The organism is Roseovarius lutimaris (assembly GCF_900115165.1).
Classification (GTDB): Bacteria; Pseudomonadota; Alphaproteobacteria; order Rhodobacterales; family Rhodobacteraceae; genus Roseovarius; species Roseovarius lutimaris.
In genome coordinates, this window is sequence record NZ_FOVP01000002.1 from 243,489 (window position 1) to 268,534 (window position 25,046).

17 protein-coding genes and 1 tRNA gene are annotated in these 25,046 nt (G+C 55.8%); 5 read left to right on the forward strand and 13 right to left on the reverse strand.

Translation table 11 applies throughout. The features are described from left to right. Positions 1-7: 7 nt before the first annotated feature. Entirely contained in the window at positions 8-1,054 is a 1,047-nt protein-coding gene (locus tag BMZ91_RS02790) for an ABC transporter permease (protein WP_092834046.1), read from the reverse strand. 130 nt (positions 1,055-1,184) lie between these two features. Continuing rightward, positions 1,185-2,297 (reverse strand): alanine dehydrogenase, encoded by a 1,113-nt coding sequence (ald, locus tag BMZ91_RS02795; RefSeq protein ID WP_092834048.1) that lies wholly within the window; start codon positions 2,295-2,297, stop codon positions 1,185-1,187. A 138-nt stretch (positions 2,298-2,435) separates the two neighbouring features. On the opposite strand from ald, the gene BMZ91_RS02800 reads away from it, so the two are divergent. The 3 genes from BMZ91_RS02800 (at position 2,436) to BMZ91_RS02810 (ending at position 5,618) form a co-directional block, all read left to right on the forward strand. Beyond that, on the forward strand, positions 2,436-2,894 hold the full coding sequence (locus tag BMZ91_RS02800; RefSeq protein WP_092834157.1) for an Lrp/AsnC family transcriptional regulator: 459 nt from the start codon (positions 2,436-2,438) through the stop codon (positions 2,892-2,894). An 86-nt stretch (positions 2,895-2,980) separates the two neighbouring features. Then, the gene (locus BMZ91_RS02805) at positions 2,981-3,970 is read left to right on the forward strand and encodes a Hint domain-containing protein (RefSeq protein WP_092834051.1); all 990 of its coding nucleotides are present in this window, start codon (positions 2,981-2,983) and stop codon (positions 3,968-3,970) included. A gap of 58 nt (positions 3,971-4,028) precedes the next feature. Beyond that, on the forward strand, positions 4,029-5,618 hold the full coding sequence (locus tag BMZ91_RS02810) for a GMC family oxidoreductase (protein ID WP_092834053.1): 1,590 nt from the start codon (positions 4,029-4,031) through the stop codon (positions 5,616-5,618). A gap of 277 nt (positions 5,619-5,895) precedes the next feature. Here the strand turns inward: BMZ91_RS02810 and pnp are convergent, their stop codons facing one another. The 5 genes from pnp to BMZ91_RS02835 all read right to left on the reverse strand — a co-directional run bounded on the left by pnp (position 5,896) and on the right by BMZ91_RS02835 (position 11,913). Next, the gene (gene pnp, locus BMZ91_RS02815) at positions 5,896-8,037 is read right to left on the reverse strand and encodes a polyribonucleotide nucleotidyltransferase (protein WP_092834055.1); all 2,142 of its coding nucleotides are present in this window, start codon (positions 8,035-8,037) and stop codon (positions 5,896-5,898) included. Between the two features lie 166 nt (positions 8,038-8,203). Then, positions 8,204-8,473 (reverse strand): 30S ribosomal protein S15, encoded by a 270-nt coding sequence (gene rpsO, locus BMZ91_RS02820; protein ID WP_073197640.1) that lies wholly within the window; start codon positions 8,471-8,473, stop codon positions 8,204-8,206. A gap of 148 nt (positions 8,474-8,621) precedes the next feature. Beyond that, complete coding sequence (locus BMZ91_RS02825) at positions 8,622-9,710, reverse strand: calcium-binding protein (protein WP_092834057.1); 1,089 nt, start codon at positions 9,708-9,710, stop codon at positions 8,622-8,624. A gap of 97 nt (positions 9,711-9,807) precedes the next feature. Beyond that, on the reverse strand, positions 9,808-10,776 hold the full coding sequence (locus BMZ91_RS02830) for an NAD(P)-dependent oxidoreductase (RefSeq protein WP_092834059.1): 969 nt from the start codon (positions 10,774-10,776) through the stop codon (positions 9,808-9,810). Between the two features lie 111 nt (positions 10,777-10,887). Further along, a complete protein-coding gene (locus BMZ91_RS02835; RefSeq protein WP_092834062.1) occupies positions 10,888-11,913 on the reverse strand; it encodes a LacI family DNA-binding transcriptional regulator in 1,026 nt (341 codons plus the stop codon). 138 nt (positions 11,914-12,051) lie between these two features. Between BMZ91_RS02835 and BMZ91_RS02840 the strand changes: the two genes are divergently transcribed. Next, positions 12,052-12,128 (forward strand) — tRNA-Arg (locus BMZ91_RS02840). Positions 12,129-12,337: 209 nt separating this feature from the next. Here BMZ91_RS02840 and BMZ91_RS02845 read toward each other — a convergent pair. From BMZ91_RS02845 to BMZ91_RS02855, 3 genes are all read right to left on the reverse strand, one after another. Continuing rightward, positions 12,338-13,048 carry a class I SAM-dependent methyltransferase gene (locus BMZ91_RS02845; RefSeq protein WP_092834064.1) on the reverse strand — a complete coding sequence of 237 codons (711 nt, stop codon included), beginning with the start codon at positions 13,046-13,048 and terminating at the stop codon, positions 12,338-12,340. A 295-nt stretch (positions 13,049-13,343) separates the two neighbouring features. After that, positions 13,344-14,372, reverse strand: a complete 1,029-nt coding sequence (locus tag BMZ91_RS02850; RefSeq protein WP_143076285.1) for a class I SAM-dependent methyltransferase — start codon at positions 14,370-14,372, stop codon at positions 13,344-13,346. A 94-nt stretch (positions 14,373-14,466) separates the two neighbouring features. After that, positions 14,467-19,458 carry a peroxidase family protein gene (locus tag BMZ91_RS02855; RefSeq protein ID WP_092834068.1) on the reverse strand — a complete coding sequence of 1,664 codons (4,992 nt, stop codon included), beginning with the start codon at positions 19,456-19,458 and terminating at the stop codon, positions 14,467-14,469. A 565-nt stretch (positions 19,459-20,023) separates the two neighbouring features. On the opposite strand from BMZ91_RS02855, the gene BMZ91_RS02860 reads away from it, so the two are divergent. Further along, positions 20,024-20,764: a response regulator transcription factor gene (locus BMZ91_RS02860; RefSeq protein WP_092834070.1), complete on the forward strand. Its 741-nt coding sequence runs from the start codon at positions 20,024-20,026 to the stop codon at positions 20,762-20,764. Positions 20,765-20,886: 122 nt separating this feature from the next. Here BMZ91_RS02860 and BMZ91_RS02865 read toward each other — a convergent pair whose 3' ends face one another. The 3 genes from BMZ91_RS02865 to BMZ91_RS21350 all read right to left on the reverse strand — a co-directional run bounded on the left by BMZ91_RS02865 (position 20,887) and on the right by BMZ91_RS21350 (position 24,841). Further along, positions 20,887-21,828: an FkbM family methyltransferase gene (locus BMZ91_RS02865; RefSeq protein ID WP_177193769.1), complete on the reverse strand. Its 942-nt coding sequence runs from the start codon at positions 21,826-21,828 to the stop codon at positions 20,887-20,889. Between the two features lie 93 nt (positions 21,829-21,921). Beyond that, positions 21,922-24,486 (reverse strand): glycosyltransferase, encoded by a 2,565-nt coding sequence (locus BMZ91_RS02870; RefSeq protein WP_177193770.1) that lies wholly within the window; start codon positions 24,484-24,486, stop codon positions 21,922-21,924. Positions 24,487-24,499: 13 nt separating this feature from the next. Continuing rightward, positions 24,500-24,841 (reverse strand): hypothetical protein, encoded by a 342-nt coding sequence (locus BMZ91_RS21350; protein WP_177193771.1) that lies wholly within the window; start codon positions 24,839-24,841, stop codon positions 24,500-24,502. Positions 24,842-25,046 lie beyond the last annotated feature (205 nt).

Consider the following 25,046-nt stretch of genomic DNA (forward strand, 5'->3'; position numbering starts at 1 on the left):
GCCTCCGTTAGCTGACGCTGATGCGCGGGTTGAGATAGATATAGCCGATATCGGAAATCAGCTGGGTCACCAGCACGACAATCACCGATATCACCGACACACCCAGCAAAAGCTCGATATCGTTGTTCCCGGCCGCCTGAACCAGGGTCCAGCCAAAGCCCTTGTAGTTGAACAATGTCTCGACGATCACCACCCCGTTCAAAAGCCAGGGAAATTGCAGCATGATCACTGTAAAGGGCGCGATAAGCGCGTTGCGCAGCGCATGTTTGACCACGATGTTGTAGAAATTCACGCCCTTGAGGCGCGCAGTGCGGATATATTGTGCGGTCATGACCTCGGCCATGCTGGCGCGGGTCATGCGGGCGATATAGCCCATGCCGTAAAGTGCAATGGTGAGAACCGGCAAAAAGAAATTCTCGAAAGTGGCGTCATTCATCGCACTGGTGGCGGTGCCTTTGAACCACTTCAGCCCGACCGCCGTGCTTGCGAAAACGGCGATGAACAACACGCCCGACACATATTCCGGCGTGGCCGTGGTGGTGATCGCGACCGTCGACAGCGCGCGGTCGGTGCGAGAGCCTTCGCGCATCCCCGCCAGCACCCCGAGGATAAGCGCCGAGGGCACCATCAACAGCATCACCCAGAACATGAGCTTGCCGGTCAGCGCCAGCTTGTCACCGATGATTTCGAACACGTCTTTCTTGAAAACCGTGGAATAACCCCAGTCGCCCTGCAAGACCCCACAACGGCGCGGCGCATCCTGCGGGCTTATGTCGGGGCCGATACAGCGCCCGCGCGTTACCCCTGCGCTATCCTCGATCACATAACCCGGCAAAACCCCGAGCCATTGGCCGTATTTCACGCCGACAGGTTGCAGATAGCCGTTCTTGGCAAGATAGCTTTCGACCTCGCCGTCCGACATCCGAAAGTTGCCTTGGGTTTTGGCCAGCTTTTCAAGGTTGGGATAAAGGTTGGTCAGAAAGAAAACGATGAACGTCAGGCAGAGCGCCGTCAGGATCATGACCGCGATCCTGCGCAGGATAAACAGTGCCATTTGCGTCCCCCTGGATGACGTTTTTATACAAGTGCTAAAGCATAGCAGGGGGTCGGTCCAGCATCTCTTGCGACAACGCGTTGCCTGTCAGCGCCCCCAGCCCGTGAAAAGGCCGGGGACGGTGTCGGGCTCAGATCAGGGATTTCGGGTCAACCGTGTCCATCCCAAGGGCGGTGCCGACCGCCTCGTATGTAAGCTTGCCGTCATGCACGTTCAGTCCGTTCAGAAGGTGCGGATCATCGGCGCAGGCCTGTTTCCAACCCTTTTTGGCCAGTGCCAGCATGAACGGCATGGTCGCATTGCCAAGCGCCAGCGTCGAAGTGCGGGCAACCGCGCCGGGCATGTTGGCGACGCAGTAATGCATGATGCCGTCGACCTCATAGATCGGGTCCTGATGGGTGGTCGCGCGCGAGGTTTCAAAACAGCCGCCCTGGTCGATCGCCACATCGACAAGAACCGCGCCGGGTTTCATGATCGCAAATTGATCGCGGCGCACAAGCTTGGGCGCGGCGGCACCGGGGATAAGCACCGCACCGACCACCATATCGGCCTGTGGTAGCAGTTCCTCCAATAGGCCAGCCGACGAATAACCGGTTTTGAGGCGGCCCATGAACAGATCGTCAAGCAGGCTGAGGCGTGGCAACGACCGATCGAGTACGGTCACGTCCGCGCCCATGCCTGCGGCGACGCGCGCTGCATTGATGCCGACAACACCACCTCCGATGACGATCACGCGGGCCGGGCCAACGCCGGGTACGCCGCCCATAAGAACGCCGCGCCCGCCATTGGCCTTTTGCAGGGTCCAGGCGCCAACCTGGGGCGCAAGACGGCCCGCAACCTCGGACATCGGCGCCAAGAGCGGCAGGCCACCGGCACGGTCGGTCACGGTTTCATAGGCAATCGCGGTACAGCCCGAGGCCAACAGATCCTTGGTCTGTTCGGGGTCGGGGGCAAGGTGAAGATAGGTGAACAAAAGCTGGCCCTGGCGTAGCATCTTGCGCTCGACCGCCTGGGGTTCCTTGACCTTGACGATCATGTCAGCACTGGCAAAGATGTCCTCGGCGGTGGCGATGATCTTGGCGCCTGCGGCCTCATAGGCGGCATCGTCAAATCCGGCGCCAAGCCCTGCCCCGGATTGAATAAGCACCTCGTGGCCCTGGCTCACAGCCTCTAATGCGGCATTGGGGGTGATACCGACACGGTATTCCTGCGGCTTGATTTCAGTAGGGCAACCGATTTGCATTGAGTCTCCTTTTCGTTGACTATTGCTATCAGCCTGTCAAAGGTTCAGAGCAAGGCGCTTGAAATTTTACTCGTCTTTCGGGTTTTTTTGTGAATATTATTCGCAATAGTGCCAATTGTTTCGGAAGGTCTTGCGCTGGTGTCCCTTGATTTGAATGATCGTCGTCTTTTGGCGATTCTACAAAAGCGCGGGCGCATTTCCAATGCCGAGCTGGCCGATGAAATCAACCTGTCGGCAAGCGCCTGTCACCGGCGTGTTCAGCGGCTGGAAACCGAGGGCTATATCAAGGGTTATGTCGCCCTTTTGGACGCGCGCAAGATGGGGGTGCCGGCGACGGTTTTCGTTGAAATTACCCTCAACACGCAGGCCGATGAGGTGCTTGAATCCTTTGAAAAGGCGGTGGCGCGCATTCCTGACGTGCTTGAATGTCATCTGACCGCCGGAAGCGCCGATTACATCCTCAAGATTGTTGCCGAGGATACCGAAGATTTTGCCCGCATTCACCGGCAATATCTGACCCGCTTGCCCGGTGTCGCCAAAATGCAGTCAAGCTTTGCCCTGCGCACGGTGTTCAAGACCACAGCCTTGCCGGTTTGAACCAAATTTTACGAAGTTTTCAGAACCTTGATTAAGTGAGCCTTTAGAGAACTCTGCAACTTTATACCCCAACAAGGGATTGGGGTATGACCAGGACATTCAAAGGCATCGACAGTGAGTTCGGCGTGTCCACGGGCACGCACGTCAACAGCGGCCCGGGCCAGTCGAGATTCGATTATCCGCCATCGGGTTCAACCGACCTTGTTGTCACGTCACAGGACGGCGACACCGATCCCAATCTTTTTGAGGTTGGCGAAACCTATACCCTAAGCTGGACCGGCGCGGGCAACCTGATCATTCAGGATGCAACGGTCATTCGAAGCGATGATGCCCCGAGTGGTGCGGGCGGCGTTATCGTGTTTGAGGGGTTGGATCAGAACGGCGCACTGGCACAGGTCGTCTGGACGCCCGGTTTCGATCTTGAATCCTGGTATGACGATAATTCCAACTGGGGACCGCCCAATTTTTATACTTCGGATCAAAACGCCACCTATACCCACGGTTATGTTTGTTTTGCCATGGGGGTGACCATTCAGACGCCAAGCGGCCCCAAACCGGTCGAAAGCCTGAGTGTCGGCATGTTTGTGTCCACACGTGATCATGGGCCCCGGAAAATTCTCTGGGCCGGGCGAAAAACCGTGGTCGGGACGGGGCGCAATGCCCCGGTCTGTTTCGACCCCGGCGCGATAGGCAACCGCCGTCGGATGCGCCTCTCGCAACAGCATCGGGTGATGATCGCCTCGCCCATGGCAGAGCTGTTTTTTGGCCATCAAGAGGTTCTTGTGCCGGCCAAGGCGCTGATCAATGGCCGTGATATCCGGTTAGAGCCGTGTCGCGAGATCACTTATCTGCATCTTTTGCTGGAGCAGCACGAGATCCTGAATGCCGGGGGCGGCGCGTCCTGTGAAAGCCTCTTGCCGGGGGATATGGCAGATACTCTGTTGTCGAAAGACCTGCCCGAGATCAGGGGCCTTGGGCCGGTCGGCGAACGGGCGGCACGCCCCATTCTCACCTATCGCGAGGCGCGCTGTATCGTAGGGGCGCGTTTTCCGCCCCAGAGTGCCAAAGCGCTCTGAGGCGCTTGTCTGTTCCGCGACTTTGCATCACTCTAAGGCCCTGAAAAGAGGGTATGCCATGGAATGGGATTACATCATCGTCGGCGCCGGTAGTGCGGGCTGTGTTCTGGCCAACCGCCTGAGCAAGGCCGGGCAAAAGGTGCTGTTGCTAGAGGCCGGCGGGCGCGACAACTATCATTGGGTGCATATCCCGATGGGCTATCTCTATTGCATCGGCAATCCGCGCACCGACTGGTGTTTCAAGACCGCGCCAGAGCCGGGGCTGAACGGGCGCAGCCTTTTATATCCGCGCGGCAAGGTTCTGGGTGGGTGCAGTTCGATCAACGGCATGCTCTATCTGCGCGGGCAGGCCGCCGATTACGATGGCTGGCGGCAAATGGGCAATACCGGCTGGGGCTGGGATGACATTCTGCCCTATTTCAAGCGCTCCGAGGATTATGTCGATGGCGCGTCCGAGTCGCATGGCGCGGGGGGCGAATGGCGAGTCGATAATCAGCGCCTTCATTGGGATGTTCTGGATCACTGGCGTGATGCGGCGATGGCGGCGGGCCTGCCGCTTAGTCACGATTTCAACACTGGCGACAATGAGGGTGTCGGCTATTTCAAGGTAAACCAGCGTGGCGGCTGGCGGATGAATACCGCCAAGGCGTTTTTGCGGGCTGAAAGCGGCCCGGGGCTAAAGGTGGAAACCCAGGCACATACGCAGCGTATTCTGTTGAGGGATGGCCGCGCCGTCGGGGTGGAATATCGGCAAGGCGATGAGGTGAAAACCGCGCACGCCAAGGGCGAGGTGATCCTGAGCGCCGGGGCGGTCGGTAGCCCGCAGATCCTGCACCTGTCGGGGATCGGTCCGGGCGATGAATTGCGCCAGCACGGGATTGAGGTTTACCACAATGCCCCGGTCATTGGCGGCAATCTTCAGGACCATTTGCAACTGCGGTGCGCCTGGCGGCTGAGCTGGGCGAAAACTCTGAATACCATGGCCAATTCGATGCTTGGCAAGATGGCGATCGGATTGGAATACATGCTCAAGCGCTCTGGCCCGATGTCGATGGCCCCAAGCCAGCTTGGCGCTTTTGCGAAATCCCGGCCCGATCTTGCGACGCCTGACCTTGAGTTTCACGTTCAGCCGCTGTCGCTTGAGGCGTTCGGTCAGGGCTTGCATGATTTTCCGGGGATGACCGCCAGCGTTTGCAATCTGCGACCGGAAAGCCGGGGCAGGATTTCGCTTGCCTCACCCAATCCGCAGGATGCGCCGGTGATTGCGCCCAATTACCTGTCGACCGAGGGTGATCGTCAGGTTGCGGCCGCCTCGATCCGGGTGGCGCGCAAGATCATGGATCAGGCCCCGATGCAGCGCTATGCGCCCGAAGAGATCAAGCCCGGCCTGACAGCGCAAACCGAAGCAGAGCTTATGACAGCGGCGGGCGATATTGGCACCACGATTTTTCACCCGGTCGGCACCGTGCATATGGGCGCAACTGACAGCGCGCCGCTTGATCCGCGTCTTCGGATGCGCGGGATTGGCGGGTTGCGGGTGGTCGACGCAAGCGTGATGCCGACAATTACCAGCGGCAATACCAATTCACCCACGATCATGATTGCCGAAAAGGCGGCAGACATGATTTTGGCCGATGCGCGCGCCTGACAAAATCAAAGGCCCCGGTGTTTCCACCGAGGCCCCGACTGGTACGCAATATCGTGAGTGATGGCGCACAGCAGTCAATCAAAAAGAAAATTCTGTAACTGGTCACTGAACGACTTTTGTCACAGGGTACGCCGTTGTTCATGGGGAAAAAACACGCGTTTGTCCCGTAAGGAAAACCTTACCTTTCGATCAAATTTTGCATGACGTCGCGTAAGGCGCAGGCACAAAAAAGGCCCCGGCGAAAACGTCGGGGCCTTGATTCAGAATAAGACAGCGATCAATCGGCGTCTTTTTCAGCTTTCTCGGGTGTGACCTCTGCGCCGGTTTCCTGATCGACGACCTTCATTGACAGGCGGACCTTGCCGCGATCATCAAAGCCAAGCAGCTTGACCTTGACGTCCTGACCTTCTTTCAGCACATCGCTGGGATGGTTCAGGCGGCGGTTTTCGATCTGGCTAACGTGGACCAGACCGTCGCGCTTGCCAAAGAAGTTCACGAAGGCACCGAAATCGACGATCTTGACGACCTTACCATCGTAAACCTGACCAACCTCGGGCTCGGCCACGATCGAATAGATCATGTCATAGGCTTTCTTGATCGAATCCGCGTTCGGCGATGCGATCTTGATGATGCCTTCGTCGTTGATATCGACCTTGGCGCCCGACACTTCGACGATCTCGCGGATCACTTTACCGCCCGAGCCGATCACTTCACGGATCTTGTCGGTCGGGACCTGCATGGTTTCGATCCGGGGGGCGTGGATGCTGAAGTCAGCGGCGCCGGAAAGCGCCTTGTCCATTTCACCCAGGATATGCATGCGGCCGGATTTCGCCTGCTCAAGCGCCTGTTTCATGATCTCGGGGGTGATGCCCGCGACCTTGATATCCATCTGCAACGAGGTGATGCCCTCGGAGGTGCCGGCCACTTTGAAATCCATGTCGCCAAGGTGATCTTCGTCACCAAGGATGTCCGACAGGATCGCAAAAGACCCGTCATCTTCAAGCACAAGGCCCATCGCCACACCGGCAACAGATGTCTTGAGCGGAACGCCCGCATCCATCATCGACAAAGAGCCACCACAGACAGACGCCATCGAGCTTGAGCCGTTGGATTCTGTGATCTCCGACACAAGGCGGATGGTGTAGGGAAAATCGGTTGCGGCAGGCAGAACAGCCTGAAGCGCGCGCCATGCAAGTTTACCATGGCCGATTTCACGACGCCCCGGAGGGCCAACGCGCCCGGCTTCGCCCACCGAATAGGGGGGGAAGTTATAGTGCAGCAGGAAATTCGATTTGAAATTTCCGTGCAGCGCGTCGATGAATTGTTCGTCGTCGCCGGTGCCAAGGGTGGTCACGACAAGCCCCTGAGTTTCCCCACGGGTGAACAGAGCCGAGCCGTGGGTGCGCGGCAAAAGGCCGGTTTCACAGACAATATCGCGGATTTCATCCAGACGACGCCCGTCGATCCGGTTGCCGTTCTTCACGACATCGCCGCGCAGAACGGTCGATTCCAGCTTCTTGAACGCCGACCCTAGGTTGCCATCCTCAAGCTGCTCTTCGGTCAGCTTGGCTTTGATCGCGTCGCGTGCGGCAGAAATCGCATGAGTGCGCTCCTGCTTGTCGCGAATGGCGAATGCGGCGCGCATGTCGTCTTCGCCGGCGGCTTTGACGGCCGCGTAAAGGTCAGAGTAATCCGGCGGAGTAAAGTTGAACGGCTCTTTCGCGCACTCTTCGGCGAGCGAGATGATCAGGTCACAAACCGGTTGGATTTGCTCATGCGCGAAGGTCACGGCGCCAAGCATTTCTTCTTCGGTAAGCTCATAGGCCTCGGATTCGACCATCATCACGGCGTCTTTTGTGCCTGCGACGACCAGATCAAGGCGTTGCTCGGGGTTGTTGCGCAGGTTGTGCATATCGTCGATCTCGGGGTTGAGGATATATTCCCCATCCGAGAAACCAACGCGACAACCGGCAATCGGGCCACGGAACGGTGCGCCCGAAATGGTCAGGGCGGCCGAGGTTGCGATCATCGCAACGATATCGGGATCATTGACCAGATCGTGGCTCAGAACGGTACACATCACGAGGGTTTCGTTTTTGAACCCCGGTACAAACAGCGGGCGGATCGGACGGTCGATCAGGCGCGCGGTCAGTGTTTCTTTTTCCGAAGGACGTGCTTCGCGTTTGAAAAAGCCGCCGGGCACTTTGCCGGCCGCATAGTATTTCTCTTGGTAGTGAACCGTCAGCGGGAAGAAATCCATTCCCGGTTTTTGCTCTTTGGCAAAGGTCACGTTCGCCATGACGCTGGTTTCACCAAGCGTGGCAATAACAGACCCATCGGCCTGCCGGGCGATCTTGCCGGTTTCCAGTGTGAGGGTTTCTTCCCCCCACTGCATTGATTTTTTCGTCTCTTTAAACATCACGTTTCCTATGTTGGCCGTATCGGGCGTATCCCGTCGGGCCCATTTGCATCCGGGGCCACATTGCCCCGCGGCTTTTCTTCATCCTGTTACCCCCGCAAAGCCAGTCGGGTGCAACAATCGGATCATGTAAAAACCGCGCCCGTTGAGGGGCGCGGCATTTGTCTTAGCGGCGGATACCGAGGCGTTGGATCAGGTCGCGATAGCGACCTTCATCCTTGGATTTCACGTAATCCAAAAGCTTGCGGCGCAGCGCGACCATTTTCAAAAGGCCACGACGACCGTGGTTGTCTTTTTTGTGGGTTTTGAAATGCTCGGTCAGCGTGGTGATCCGCGACGTCAGGATTGCAACCTGTACTTCGGGCGAGCCGGTGTCGCCTTCTTTGGTTGCGAATTCTTTGATGACGCGTTCTTTTTCTTCTACGGTAATCGACATCGGGGTCTCCTTTTTAAGTCGATGTTGCGGGCACAAGCCGGGATGTCGTCCAGCCAGGTCCATGAGAGATCACCTCGGGACAGGCCCGAAGGATACGCGCGTATAGGGGAAATTCAGTGAAAAAGAAAGCGCGAATCGCGCTACCCGATCATAGGCCGGTTGTCGCACCGAAACTGCTTTGCGGCAGCAGGGTAATGTGATCAAGCGACAGCCCCTCGGCATTGGCAATCATGGCGATGCGCACGCCGTTCAGCACAAGATGCTGGTTGGAGCCGTTTTCCTCATCGACCTCAAGGTTGACCTCTGGGTCGGCGTCTTGGGTATCATCGAAAAACACCATCAGTGAATCGTCAGCCGCTGAGAAATCAAGCACTTCGGCCTGATGATCCTGCGAGAGCCAATCGCCAAGCACGATCGAATCCGCGCCCGCGCCAGCGGTCACGATATCATCGCGCCCGGCAATGATAAGGTCATCGCCGCCGCCGCCGTTCAGGTAGTCGCGCCCGTCGATATCATCGGCCTGTTCGGTCGCCTCATCATCGGTTACGCCATTCACCACATCGTCGCCCCAGCCACCAAAGAGCGTGTCTTGCCCGAAGCCACCATCCAACGTGTCATCATCAAGGTCGCCATGCAGGGCATCATCGCCATCACCGCCGTGAAGGATGTCGTTGCCCGCGCTGCCGACAAGGCTATCGTCCCCGGTGCCGCCCTCAAGATTGTCCTGTCCGTTATGGCCAAAAAGCGCGTCATCCCCGGCGTCGCCATGAAGATCATCGTCGTCATCGCCGCCATGAAGCGTATCGTCGCCTTCCTCGCCGTGAATGTGGTCGCGGCCCAGTGCCCCAAGCAGGTGATCATCGCCTTCGCCGCCGACAATGCTGTCGTCGCCGCCATAGCCGTTGATCTGATCGTTGCCGACGGTGCCCGTGATATCGTTTTGATCATCATCGCCGGATATGATGTCGCCACTATGGATGTAGTCGTTCAGTGACAGCTCTGTTCCGGGCAGAACAGGGGCAGAAAGGCCAGCAATCGCATCGCCAGGAGCGGCGGAATCATCCAACGCTTGCTGTACAAGATCCGGCATTGCGGCTTGGGGATCCTCGTCGCCCGAATTGGCCTCGGGCTCGGTATCTGGATTGCGGTCTTCGGCTTCGTCTTCGCCGGGCTCCAACCCGACAAAGGTAGCGGCCCCGACCGCCATCGCCCCGATTATACTAGCAAGAAACAGCATTTTACAGACTCACCACAACCAAGGTTTAATTCAACCATGTGATGAGGATCCGGACAACAACTTGTTCATGCAATGGTTAACGACACGGCATCGCGTATTACGTCGCCGTCAAGCGCCCCCTTGGAACCACCTCGTATCCCGGCTCTTCGGGTTCGTCATCGGTCAGTTCCGCCGGAAACCCGTCCGCGAGAATATCTAGGCCTGTCGCCTCTTCCAGCCGCTTGATGATGTTGGGCGACAACTCTCTTTCGCCGAACCGTTCAATGCCATCGTTGAAGATGCTGACCATCAAGGGGCTGATTTCAAGCGGTACACCGGCGCGGTCGGCGACCTGTTGAAACAGACCGATATCCTTTTTGACAAGATCCATCGTGAAGGAAATATCACGACTGCCATTCAGAATGATCTGACCTTCGGTCTCGGCGGAAAAAGACGTGCCGGAAGAGATCACGATCGCCTCATAGGTCGTCGCCATATCCATACCGGCCGCTTTCATCGTCACCATCGCCTCGCATAGCGACAACAGATTGGCGGTGGCGAGATAGTTGGTCATGACCTTGAGAACCGAGGCGCTTCCGATCGGGCCAGTGTGCAACACGCGGCGGCCAAGGGTGGTGAGCATCGGCAGCATCCGATCAAACGTGTCACGATCACAGCCTGCGAAAATCGAGATATTGCCGGTGGCGGCCCTATGGCACCCACCCGAAACCGGGCATTCAATGGCCGAAGCCCCTTTGGCGCTAACCAATGCAGCAAGGCGTTTGACCTCTGTCTCATCGGTGGTCGACATCTCGGCCCAGATCTTGCCGGGGCTGATCCCGGCCAGAATGCCATCTTCGGCCTCCATCACGGCCGAGCAGGCGGCGGGCGAGGGCAGACAGGTGATGACAATATCGCAGATCTCGGCCAGTTCCCTGGGGCTGTCGGCACTATTGGCGCCGCGCGCCACGAAATCCTGGACCAGGGTGTCGTTCAGGTCGCGCACCGTAAGATCAAACCCGTTGCGCAGAATTGAACCGGCAAGTTTGCCGCCGACATTGCCCAGCCCGATAAACCCGATTTTCATTTCTGTCGCCCCTGTTCACCCGCCCTCATCGGGGCCATTTCGCCAAGCCTTTTGCGATTCGTACGGCAAATGCAAAAGAGAAATGCAGGGTGCGGCCAAAAACCCCGATGCTCAGGCGCGGCGCAGGGTATCGCCAAAGCTTATCGTTGGCTCAAGCGTGACGTGCACCGGGTCGGTCGAGCCTGTGGCGTCGGCGTGAGCGGCGATGATCTCGGCCGCCTTGCGCCCGATCTCAAGGCGACAGGCATCCATCGTGGCCAATTCACGCGGCAGCCCTTTGAGAAGATCAACCCCGTTGAACCCGGCAAGCCCGATCTGACCGGGAATATCGACACCCTTTTCCAGCAGATAAAGCAACCCGCCAGCCCCAATCATATCATTGGAATAATAGAGGAAATCAATGTCGGGGGTGCGCCGGAGAATTTCTTCGGTCATTTCGCGCCCCTTCAAAAGGGCCGAGCCGCCGGAATAGAATTCCTGATCGGCGATCTCGACACCTGCCTTGGCAAGCGCCTCGGTGAAGCCCTCGAAACGCTTTCGCGCCCGGTGATCAAGCGGCATCTTGGTGCCGAGGAACCCGATGCGCCTGTACCCCGCCTTGATGATTGCCTGCGCCATCTGCTGACCGGCGCGGCGATGGGAAATGCCAACGACTGAATCGACCGGGGTGCCGTCAACATCCATGATCTCGACCACCGGAATACCGCTTGCGCGCAACATCGCGCGGCTTGCATCGGAATGTTCCAGTCCGGCGATAATTACCCCGGAGGGTCGCCAGGATAGCATTTCATAGAGGACTTTCTCTTCCTTCTCGGGGCGATACCCTGTCAAGCCGACAACCGGTTGAAGGCTGGTTTCCTCAAGGATCTGGCTGATGCCGGTCATGACCTCTGGAAAGACCATGTTCGACATCGACGGGATGATCACTGCCACAAGATTGACCCTATTCGAGGCCAAAGCCCCGGCGATCTTGTTGGGCACATAGCCAAGCCGTTTCGCGGCCTCCAGAACCCGCTTGCGGGTGCCGTCCGACACATCGCCCTTGTTGCGCAAAACCCGGCTGACGGTCATCTCGGATACGCCCGCAGCCTCGGAAACATCGCGCAGGGTCAGCGGGTGGTGGTTATTCTGGGTCAAGAGCGTTTTCCTGAAAGGTCTTTGTCCAGTGTTACCGCGAACAGGCCACCCTGATCAAGCGGCCAGCCAGACGACAGGCGTCTGAGGGCAAATAGGGCGATGACAAATCTCTTTGAGGCGAGTAAGGAAAACCTGCGTGGCCCCGTGGCTCAACTGGATAGAGCAGCCCCCTCCTAAGGGGCAGGTTGCAGGTTCGAATCCTGCCGGGGTCGCCATCTTCAGGGTTTTCTGGATATACAAAGATACTTTTTCCGTCCGTCGCGCTCAAAAATCCCTTGTCTATCACTCCAATAACCCCCGACAAATCCTGTCAGGGTCAAGGTTGCACATGGGTCAATTCTCACTGACAATTCTGACCTCTACCGGGTCAGTTTTGAGTGACGTTCAACAAGTCCTACAGCCTCAGGCTGAAATTTGAAGCGCCTTAGGTTGGGCCTTTTCCGCGTTCGGCAAAAACGAGATTGAAGTCCGAACCGATCACGCCGTTGTCGAACAATGTCTTTTCGAACAGACAGAGCAAATTGAGAACGAAACAGTCCGTTTCATTCGATTCATCAAAATTGTGAACGCGGCCACGCATTAGTTCGTACAGCAGTGTCTGGCAAATAGGCGTTGTCTTCACAATGTGAAGATATTGACCCATCACTTCAAAAATATCGGACGCCCGAACACCCTCGCTTGGGTCAACTTTTTGGAATATTTCCAACGGGATACGCGTAATCTCTTTAACGACTTTATTATCTTTGTGAAGAACCTGATTGTAATGATCCGGGAAGCAGGCGAGCAATGCGTTCATCAGACTGATCTGATTTTCCGTCCATTGCATATGGCTTGGCCCCATATAGTCATTCGCAAAGAACAAGCCGCCCGGAGTCAGCGAGAGGTTTATCTGCTCAAAAAGGTGTTCCAGGTTTTCAATGTGATGAAGCGCACCATTGGCGACGATCAGATCGTAGTGGTTCTCTGGAAGGGCTTCTCGGTTTAAATCCATGACGCGAAACGATATGTCAAGGCCATCTCGATGGGCGTTAGCATTACCGGTCTTGACTGCGAAATCGGAAATGTCGATGACATCGAAACATTCGGTCCCAAGAAGGGAGTGCAGCGCCCGCGCCTGATGCCCCAGCCCCCCCAATTTCCAGGCCGCGTTTAATTTTTCGGTCGCAGAGGAAGGTTTTCAGGTATTCGTTCACTGAAACGCCACCTAGGTAATTCTCGCGCATGAACCGGTTTATTGTCGGGCTCTGCCAGACAAATTTCCGCTCTGGATGCGTTCCATTTGTCACGCACAATGACGGATTTTTCCAAAGCATCGATCCTATCAACTTACCTGCCGACCAAGCATTGTTAGAATATTAGCCGGCAAATTTCAATTGGCGCACTCTCGTTTCATACAAGCAATCGGGGGCTGTTAGAGTTGTTATCACACGTTATTTCGAAAAAACAAAATATGAAAACGGCGTGATATCATTCATCTTCATTGGCTCGCCATAGTTCACGGTCAGCTTTTCAAACAAGAATGCGTAGTCGGATAGAAAGTCGGCGTTGGTTTTGATCTGATTGAATACGTGCTTGATCAGGCGCAGTGTATGTTCTCCAAGCGAGAGCTGGCTGTCAAAGCTGGTGCAGTCGAAGCTTTTGAAGCCAATGGATGATGAGAGCTCTCTCATATAGTTTATAGGGAATATAAACTTGTCTTCGATTTCGCGCAGATCTGTTCGGTCGCTTTCAAGGTGGTCTCTCTTTATTTGTGGCCGATTTGCTAGGGCCGTTAGCGCCATACGCCTAGGGCGGTCTAGGGTGCCCCTGGCCTGCTCCATATGCAGGATGATTGATGCGATTAGCCCAGAAAAGACATGGACATCTAAAACTGGCTCTCCAAATACACAAAATCCACCGGGCTTGGTTACTCTAAAGCTCTCTTCCAACGTAGTTTCGAATTGCTCAAGATGGTGCAGTATCGAATGTCCTAACACTAAATCAAAACTGGCTGTTCTAAATGGATTGTTGTTTGCGTTGAGCAAATAGCAGGAGAGTTTGTCGGGACTGTGCGCCCCCACCCGTTTTTTCAACAACTTCATGAAATTGAGGGAAATATCTGAGGTATGAATCTCGCAAAAAAAGGGTGAATTGAGTAATCCGTGAGTTAGGTTGCCAGAGCCCGCACCAATCTCAAATACATTTGCTACACTTGCACAGCCCTTTTCGCGCAAAATGCGTTCATAAACATTCGCAAGAGCGGCAGTTTGTGCTTGAATATTATGGGCTTCGTCATACGCGTTCACGTCGAGTAAGGTATCAAACGTTTTATCTTCGCGCAGGTCTACAATCCCATCTATTATTTCAGGTGACCAGCTGCAAGCGCGACAGGCCATACCTTCCGAGGCTGATGTCACGGCGCTGGAACATTTAGGGCACACAAGTAGGGATGAGGAAAATGGTTTCATGCTTTTAGCCATTTCACAAACTGCTGATGTGATCCATCCTATTTGGAAGGATGGATCACAAGCAGCACAGGTGGGAACCCCCAACTTAGAAACTTACCTGATCACTCTATACGAATGTAAATTCGGTACCATCACCCAAGTAGTTCGTTAGCGTGATTTCACCAGCCCCCCATGCCACCGCCGTAAGGATCGTATCTGGCCCGTCTACAGTCAGTGTCAGGTCACCCAAGGCGGTAACGCCGGAACTGGCCGCGAAGGTCAGCACGTCACCATCGACCGCGTTCGAGTAGTCGCCAATAACGTCCGTCCCCATGTTGGCGTCGGTGAAGAAAAAGGTGTCTGCATCCACACCGCCGAGGTAAAAATCGTTACCGGCGCCGCCTTCCAAAGTGTCGGCTCCTGCTGCACCTATCAGGACATCATCGCCACCGGCACCGGTCAGGATGTCGTCGCCGACGCCCCCATAGAATGTGTCATTGCCGGAACCGCCGGTCAGGATGTCGTTGTCACCCCCACCAGCCATGGTGATGCCTGTCACCATACCGGTTGCATCGATAGTATCGACCCCGGTAAAGCCGTTGATGCGCTCCACCCCTGTCCAGGCGCCGATATTCAGCGTCAGGCCAGCGGCATTGGTGATCACGACCTTGTCGAAGCCGATGCCACCGTCTGTAACGACATCAAGGTTGGCATCGATGTAGAAGACATCGTTGCCGTCACCGCCGGAAAGCAGGTCATCGCCGACACCGCCGATGATTGTGTCATTGCCTCCGCCGCCAGACAGATCGTCATTACCGTCGCCACCGAGGATCGTGTCGTTCCCCGAACTGCCGGTGATCGTGTCATCTCCGTCGCTACCGAACAGAACCAGCCCCACGCTCAGTGCCGAGGCGTCGATCACGTCGTTGCCGATGTTGCCGTTGACCCGCTCGACACCGCTCCACCCGGCAAGGTTGATCGAATCGCCCGCCGTGTCGAGGATTGTCGCCCTGTCAAAGCCCACGGTGCCGGTGTCGGTCACGATATCGTCGCTGTCCACGAAGTGGTCGTCGGTATTCTCACCGCCATCGAGGGTATCGGCGCCGAGACCGCCGAACAGCGAATCCTGATTATCGCCGCCATTCAGAACGTCGTCACCTTCCTGGCCAAACAGACCGTCGTTGCCTGCCAAGCCATTGATGATGTCGGCAAACGCAGTACCCGTCAGCGGAACGTCGGGGCCGGGTGTGCCGTTGATGATATTTGCCGGCACTGGCCCGGACGTCACGCGGATCTGCACGTCTTCGGTAACTGTGCCAGTACTGCCATCCGTGGCCTCGACCGTCACGTCGTAAATGTTGTCACCGCCGACGTCGCCCGGAGTGTCGAAGGAAGGCGTGCTTGCGAACCGGAGTTCACCATCGACGAAGGTGAATGCGGCCGCGTCGACCCCGCTGAGCGAGTAGGCGATCAACTCACCAGTGGTGTCGATGTCCTCGCTTGCGGCACGATAGATGATCGTGTCAGTCGATACATTGTCTTGCACATTCACATGGTTACCCGATGTAATCACCGGGGCGTTGTCGTTGATGTCGGTGACGTTCAGCTTGACGTTGATAGCAGATCCGCCGATCCCGTCCGCGACATCGATCGCCACGTTGTAGAATTGTTTTGCCTCGAAGTTCACAGAGCTGTTTGGTCCGCCGCCGGTCAGGAACAGCTTGTTGATGCCGCCGATGTTACGGATCGTAAAGGATGCCGCGTCATCGCCCAGAAGCGTCAATACCTGTGGCCCGCCATTGGCGCCGTCGGGATCAAGGATCTCAATGTCGCCAACCTCAAAGCCATTTCCGGCAAGCGACTGACCGTCCACCAGATTTACCGTGGACTCGAGTTCCCCGATAATGTCGACGCCGTTCTGCACACGTTCGGCCGTGTTGGTCAACCCGATCAGCGGCGCATACTGCCCAGTCTGCAGGTTGACCAGGGCGTCATCGAATGTCAGCCAGGTTATATCGTTCGAAATGAAGTCGGTACCTTCGTTCGTGCCGAAGACAATTTCATTGTCGGTCAGGTTGAAGCCGCCGACGGCCCCCGCGATCGAGAACTCGCTTTCGAGGCCACGTACGAGGACCGTATCAATCCCGCCACCGCCGACAAGCCGGTCGTTGCCCTCGCTGCCGACCACCACGTCGTCGCCAAGCCCGCCGTTAATGGTATCGTTACCGACCCCACCGATTATCATGTTGGCCAGGTCATCGCCGGTAATCACGTCGGCAAAATTGGTGCCGATGAGCGCTTCGATATCGAGATAGGAGTCGTCGCGGGCGTCACCGGTCGAAAGGACGGTGTTGGCCATGTTGATGGTCAGGCCTGACGCGGTGCCTGGCTGTACGTTTTCGAGCCACGTTGCATAGGACGCGATGTCGAAACCTCCGACACCGCCATCCAGCGCATCACCGCCGGCGCCGCCGATCAGCATATCGTTGCCCAGGCCGCCCGCCAGCAGGTCGTCGCCCCGACCGCCCGACAAGACGTCGTCGCCATCCTCGCCGTCGATGCCGTCATCGCCGTCATCGCCGAACATGACGTCGTCGCCTTCGCCACCCAGCATTTCGTCATCTTGGGCGCCACCATGCATGGTGTCGTTGCCGTTGTTGCCCATCAGCGCGTCGAAACCGTTGTCGCCGAACAGCAGGTCGTTGCCCTTGCCGCCAGAGATGGCGTCATCATCGGCACCACCACGGACGGTGTCGTCGCCGTTGCCGCCGCGCAGGAAGTCAAATCCCACAGCACCCTCGATGCTGTCGTTGCCTTCGCCGCCATAGATATGATCGTCATTCGCGCCGCCATCGAGGGTATCGTTGCCGCCTTCACCATAGATGGCGTCGTTCCCGGCACCGCCGCGAATGTTGTTGGCTGCATTGGTGCCGCCGATGACCTCAGAGATATACGCGGTCAGTTCCGCCGGCGTGCGCATGAAATCCTGAAGCCCAAGGGCGCCAAGTTCAATCAGCGCATCCGGTGTCCCGAACGCGTCGCCGTGCATGTGTGTCGTACCGTTTCCGCGCATCAAAATATCAGAGAATGTCTGGCCCTCGATCTGGTCGAGGAAATTGCCACCAAGACGCGCAAGGTAGTAGAACCTGTCGCCGTCCTGCAGCGCGATCATCTGCTGGGCAAAGATAAAGTCAAAGGTTGACCCCAGCAGCCCAAGCGGCACTTTCTGTTCCGCGAGGCCACCCATCCACAGGTCGATCAGTTCGTACCCGTTGTCACCCCCGTTCATGAAGGCGTTATCAGCCATCATAAGCGCCGCCGCGTCACGCACATCGTCGATTGCGGTCGGCAGTCCGCTGTCACGGGCTGCAACGATCGAAGCCTCGTTGGAATAGGCCGCGATAAAGTTGACCAGCGAATCCGGGTTCAGCAGGTTCGCCCCAAACTCAGCCCAGCTTTCGTAGGGCTTGAGCGACGCTTCGCCGGTCTGCGCAAAGAGGTCGGCGCGCAGCTGATTCAGACTCGGTAGGCCGACGTCGCGGGCCCGCGCAATGTTCAGTGCTGCCAGGTCGAGCGGCAGGCCGACGAGGAAATTACGTAATGCATCGACCACGAATTCATCGATCTGCATGCCCTGTTCGAACTGGCTACCCTTGATAAAGTCGGCGCCGCCGACGTCAGAGTACAGTTCGGGGTCGAGGAACGCGTCGATCAGCGAAAAGTCAGTGGCCACACCGGAAGTGTCGATTGCTTTGACATTGTCGGAAAGCTGCGAATGTCCGAGGCGGTACACAGCCTGAGAGAACTCCAGCATGATGTTGGGGTTGATGTCGACCTTATAGCTCGCGAATGCGTCGATGTTCGGGCTCATCCGGCGTCCGAATTCTTCGAACACAAGATGCTGATACTGCATCTCGTTAACCATCTTGGCGGCCTGGAAATACATCTCGCCGGTCCATTGCGCGGCGAACGTCGGGTCGATCTCGTTTTGCTGCTGTACCCAGTCCTTGATCTGATTCAGGATTCGAGTGTGTTCGTTGTGGAACGCGTCGTGGATCGACGTCAACGCGGTGTTCTCATTCACCCGCGGATCACCCGAGATATAGTGCAGATCAAGCAATTCATTGTCGAACTCGCCTGCCGCAGGCGGTGGAGCGCCAACGCCATGCGGATTGACGATGCTGTCTCCATCGGCGACCAGCCCACCCGATGGATTGGCGTTATGGGCGATGTCGGCTAAAAACGACTGGCCCGATTCCGCGCCAGCGAGGAAGCCGCCCAACCCACCGTTCGCGGCGGGGTTCCACATCGTCGGATCGGGGGCGTTAAGAACATTGGCGTCGGTCAGCATTTCCGTCGCCGGGTCGGCGCCGACTTGGGCACGCGCCCAGACGTTGGCGTTCGCCTTGATGTCGGCCCAATTGGCGAGGCCGCCGTTTGCGCCATGCACCAAATCACCCGTCGCGTTACCGTTGACGTCGTATTCCCTTAGGTAAAAGCTGATCGCGGCATTCGATCCATAGGTCTGGCTCTGTTCGATCAGCGGCGCGGTGGTGTTTATCGTCTCGCCGTTAGCGTTCTCGTCAGCGCGCGAGAGGAACATCATGTTCGGACCGCTAGGGTCGAACAACTGATCGCCCGGTAGCAGCGGGATCATTACCGTGCCGCCTTGCTTGCTGATAAAGTCAAGCCCATGATCGAAGAACTGCCCGAAGAACGTGAACAGGCTGTTCTCCGGCAGACGGTCGACCGAGATGTCCCCTTGCGACATCAGCTGGGCCGTGTTGGCTGCAGGGTTGCTGGAGGTAATGTCGGCGATCAAGTTGCTGACCACCCGCGGCGATGCGTCAACTTCATTGTTCGCGAACGCCCCGTAGGCAAGCGGGCTGGTCGAACTGGAGATGCTGACAAAACCCTGGTTGAGGTTGGCGAAGGTGCCCGTATCAACAAGCTGTCCGTACTGGTCGATCAAGGTTAAGTTGCTGATATTGTTGTTCGTTCCGTCGATCGTCCTGATGCCCACGGGCGCGAGCGGGTCAGCCCCGGGCGCAGGCGAATCGCCAGCAAGGACATTATCTAGTATGAATAGGATGTCGGCAGGCGTGAGTTGCTGTGTCATAATATCTTTCCCCCTAAATTTATGCAGATATTTCAACGCGTTCGACGCTTTACAGCAGCCGACGATTGCGCAATATCACCGCAGTTACCCTAGGACGGATTTTGGAACTTCGAAAATTAAGATTTTTGTAATATTGCACGAGGCGTCGGGTATCTGGGGGATACTCAGCCGACTTTCAACAACTCATGATTGTGGAGCTAGTTCCCGGCACTAAGCAATGTTCAGATTTCTTAATTGTTTGTCAACCACGTAGGCCGGCAATTTTCCGCCCAAGGTTGAGCGCCCAAAACGCCGCGAAGAAATCCTTGTGCAACAATGCTGTAACAATAATTTACCATATTTTTTGCTAAATTTGCCCAAAAACATGTGTTATTATCGTTAGGCAACCAATTTGATATGCTTTCTGAGATTCTGTGATTTTGGCCATTCCAATTAAGGCTGTTTTCCTTGGGAAGGCAGCGAAGCAAGTCAAGCAAATTTAGTGCGAGTTGTATGCGGTATTTCGCAATTGATTTCAAGGTAGCATTCGACGGTTGGTTGGTAAATTTTTAGTGATGGGGTTTAGATGGATCCTAGAATATTGAATAACCTCGACGGAGTGGTCGCCATTCAACGACTAACATCCAGTCGGCACGAGGGTCAGCATGACCAAGCTGAATTGTTGCGTGGGACGATAATCGAACAGGGGTTTCGACCGCACAATAATGACGTGAAGTCGGCCCACCCAGAGGTGAATAGCCTTGTCGGCATTGTCGCCTATGACTTCAACTGTTCCTCTCCGGCACAGGCTAAGCTCGCTGGCCTAAGAATTGCACACCCGCAGCTTCCCATTCTTGTCGTGGGGCGGTCGGGTGACGACGACGTGAGGGTGGCCGCCTTCGAGGCGGGCGCTGACAATTTCCTGCCTGCAAATTGCAACCGTTTGGAACTGGCGATAAAAATCCGCAGGCTTGGGTTGATGCGCAATTCGCATCCGCCAGCGATAACCATCGACGACTTGCAGATATGGCCTTCGACCCGTTTCGTTGCGCGTGGAGGGGTTCCGATCAAGCTCAGCGACAAGGAGATGGGCATACTATCGTGCCTAGCAGCCGCCGCACCGAATGTTGTGGACCGCGCGACGCTGCTCAAGGAGGTGTTCAAGCTCAACTTCGACCCAGGCACCAACAACGTCGAGGTACATGTACACCGCTTGCGACAGAAAATCGACAAGGGCTATGCCGTGCGCCTGATCAACACAGCAAGAAACGTCGGCTATTTTCTGGGATTGGCATTGACCGGCCCCCCGCTGGCCCCTCGTTCATAATGAGAGTCTGCAGGCTTTTGATCAGCCCCCGAACCATCTACCGCCCCTAGGAGAGAGTTTTCCGGCTTTGGTCAGGGTGACAGGCTGGTGGTGATGACCAGAATATCGACAACGCGCATGACTCAGGGTGACAATGGACCGGAAAGGAAATCGACAAGGGTCTGTCCCGCATCGGCCCGCGTCAGGCGCGCGATCAGTTCGGCGCGCCCCAGATTCAGCCAGTCTTCCCTGCTCCAGCGCGGTGTATCAAAAAGTGCCCGACGCAAGTCGTTATGGCTGGTGACGGGGCGGGCGATTATCTCTTCGCCTTCAACCTGCCAGTCTACATCGTCCAGCACTCCGGGCCTCGCCCCCACCAGCGCCGCCTCGTAAGCCATCGAATGGGTAAGGTCTGGTTCTCGACGAAAGCTCCTTCTCCGAAATGCTGGGAAGGCGATGTAGAATGGCGCATAGCCGAAAGACCGCATGGCCGATAGCAGCAGCAGGCTCTGCGGTGTTTCATTGCATTCGACCCACAGAACTGGCTGATTTTCTTTGATATAATTGTAATCGCTCTTAAGCGCGTCGATCTCTGCCCCCTCAATATCGAGTTTCAACGCGTCGTAATTGCCATGGTCATGACGCAACTGCCTGAGCGGGAAACAGGGCACGGCCTCGTTGGGCGCATTGTCCGGTGCGTCGTGAAAGACGTATTCCTGCGCGCCATGATTATTCACAATCTCTTTTGCGGGCGTCGGTATCATCCACCCCCGGTGAAGGCCCACCCCCGCATTGATAACCTGTGTAGGACAGCTCATACCTTGAGATAGATTTCGGGGTAGATGCGGTGCGAGATGCCGATTGGCTTCGATGGCGACAACTGCACTCGGCGTAACGAAACGTGACACGCCCAGAGAAAACGTTCCGAGGAAGGCTCCAACATCCCACAAGCGGCAGCCGTCCCGTAACACCCGCGCGGCGAGCTCAGTCTCGACCGCACCCCATTCGCCGCGTTCGCGTAAGGCGCGAACGATAAGGTCATCGGGCCAAGCAGGCGTGGATATGGGGCCGTACAACGTATCCAATATAGTCTCATTCAGTCTTGCGCGTGTGTGGTTTCGAAGCGCGGGGGGCTAGTAAGAGAAAGAGGAGGTGCATGCGGCTGATCTATGAAATAATCAGCCTACCCAGTTGGGCTGTTCTGTTGTTTTTGGCACAGATCGAGCGACTCCTTTCACAAGCCGACCCGAGGTCTCCTTTGCCAAAACTGAGCGAACGGCTGTCATGACGGCCTTGGGCGTCTGGTCTACAATCAGGCCGTTGGGTGCGGCCCTAACGGTATCGCCCTGGGCACCCAGATCGAATGCAAGCACAGGCAATCCTGTGGCGATCATCTCGTGGGTCGTGTACGAAAAGGTTTCTGGCCAGATCGAAGGCATTAACCAGACGCCGACCCGGTACTGGTGAATGAGATTTTCCAAATTGTCTAAATTGTAACTGCCCGTGACATTCACGGGATCAGGTAGAGAAAACCGAGAGTCAAATTCACCAATGATGACAAGCCCTGGCGCTTCGGGCTCCTTTTGGAGCCACCAAGCAAAATCACTAAGGAACTGTGCGCCCTTCACATCACCAATCGCGCCTAGAACGCCAATGCGGGCTTCGGTTGCCGATTTTAGTGGGCGACAAGCGACACGGGGCACCGTATTCGTAATGGTGTGAGGATGAACGACAATACGGCACTCGACATGTGGCCAGACCTCCATCAAGATCCGCTTACTGTTGTCGGAGAACACAATAATAGTGTTCGCCCTCTCTATCAACTTCGTCCAGCACTCACGCCATTCCGCGAGAGATACCTGCGTGCCGTCCGGCCGTGTGAAGATATGGGCTGGATCGTCGGTGTCAGTCGCAGGAACGCCGCGGTATTTCAAAGTACTGTCTACTAGGTTGTATGACGGGCTAAGTGGAAAATAATCGTGGAAAAGAACCTCTAGGTTTGTATCAGACCCCGAAGCGATGGCGATCAAGATGTCGGGTAGCTGAATCGGGTCTGGGTCGCCAACACCGCAGGAGTATACCACATGCTTTCTTGGAAGGTGGCGGAGCACTTCAATCAGCACATCTTCGCTTTCTGTAACGGCTTGATGAACATCTCCTGCGACATGCAGCTCAATCTTGAAGCGATTATCACCTCCAATTCTAATTATTATAGTGGGCATGCCGTCGTTTTCTCGGCTGGCGATCCTTTCCTCCATGCATTTCTGCGCACCGCCCTTCATAGAATGGGCCAGATAAATGTGGATGGGACTATGATGAACGGTTGCAGCATAGGCGAGTGCCAAAGTGAAGCGGGCGGTATGGAGCGGATCGTCTTTTAGAAACCTCTGGACCTCTGCATCGTAGGTTGGATAGCGGGACGTAATGCGCTTTCTTGAGGCTTCTGTCGCTATGTTTTTTCTTCCAACTCCAAACGATGCGCCCCCGAAGTGCTCAACAAATAGATTGCCGATCCCAACATGTCGCATCCCAAGCGCTCGCGTTTTTTGGCACCAGTCGACTTCTTCGCCGTAGCCGTGACCAAACGCGACATCAAGGTATGGTACATGTTTTAGGGCTTGGCGGTTGATCCCCATACAAAACCCGACTCCGGTAGGAGCCGATACTGCTAACGGAGCCACTGTAGCGCGTGCCACCGCGTCGATTTCATCAACCGCGCCTGCGTTGATCTTGACAGATCTAGCGATCGAAGGAACAGAAAAAATCGTTGCATCATTTGACATTGGAGTGACGCTGGCGATTGATGGATCCTCAAGTAGCGGATTTATCAGGCGTGAGGCCCAACCGGCAGGAACGAAGGCATCGCTATTGAGAAGAACAACATTCCGCTCAAGTTCTGCCGCCTGCTTTAGCCCGCGATTCACACTATTAATAAAACCCTGATTGGTTTCATTCTTGATAAGCGACACCTTGCCGGGAAACATTTCAGCCCAACTTCGCAGCCATGGTAGTACGCGTTCATCCGAAGACGCGTCTTCGATCAGGATCAGGTTCCAAGGAAGGTCGGTGTATTGTTCAATTCTCGAGAGTGAATTTTCCAGTAATTCAAAAGCGTTGTAGACTGGCATGATAATGGAAATAGGTGTGTTCGTGTTAGTACTTAACTTAGAGGGAAAAAGTGCCTTTGCCGAAAGTTGATCGACATTTCGGTTTATCACATTGTCAACTCCGAAGCGTCGGCGCAGCGCTAGGAGCGTTTGTTTCGGTTTGCCTTTCGCGAAATAGCATGTGATCAGAGCTGCATTTCTGAGTGCCAGGCCCGCAAACACGACCATCGCTTTCCGCCGCGCGGCTGTTTTGTCACGACTGCTAGGCACGGGAATAGGCCAGTGAACTTTTTTGCTATCACTCCTGCTACACAGCGTGATCGCATCGCCATGCCAATCAAGCTCGGTTGAAAATCCGACACGTCCGTCGCGGTTTCTGGTCTCGACCATGCGCAACGGACCCATTGCCGTCGCAACGTCGCCGCGATGCAATCTCCGTCTGATCCGTTTTGGACCTGCTTCTGATAATAAAACAAGATTATCCAGGAGAGACCAGCCAAATAGGTGAACGCGGTCACCGCAGAACTCGACGCGTTCAATATATCCGACGATAGAACCGTCGACATCATGTAACGGGCGAAGCGCGACAGTAAAAATTACTGTAGAATTCTGAAACCTAGTAAAAATAGTCTTCATTTGAGATATCATTTTAGACCTCAAGTTGAAAATAATAACCCTCACCATTGAAGTGAATAAGAATAAAAGCAGTGTCAGGCGTGGTATCCAAGGTTGCCTCGAATCCCACCTCATTCCCGCGCTCTAAAGTATTTAATTCTGGACACACAATCGATACGTCAGGCCTGACAATGTTCGGAACAACCTTGTTCTGATCGGCCCCTGAGACTAACGTCACGTCGTCGCAAATCGTCCAGCCTACAACTTTCAATGTAATCATATCATAATCAACTGATTCGACATAACCAATCAACTGACCTGACGATGCTAACAGCGGAAATCCATGAATGCATTTGTTCAATTTCAAAGGTTTCATCCGAACCTCCCATGTAGGTGCGAGAACCCTCACAAGCTTGAGTTAATGGGATGAACAGCTTCCCCGGCAAGCATTTTGTTGATATTCCTTCAATTTACTACTTCTGGTTGTCTGGCCTTTCTACGGGTTGTGTGCTGTCATTCTTGGCTTTGTTTGATACGCATTTGGGGAGGTTATGCGGTCATATACATTAATGTCGGGCGTG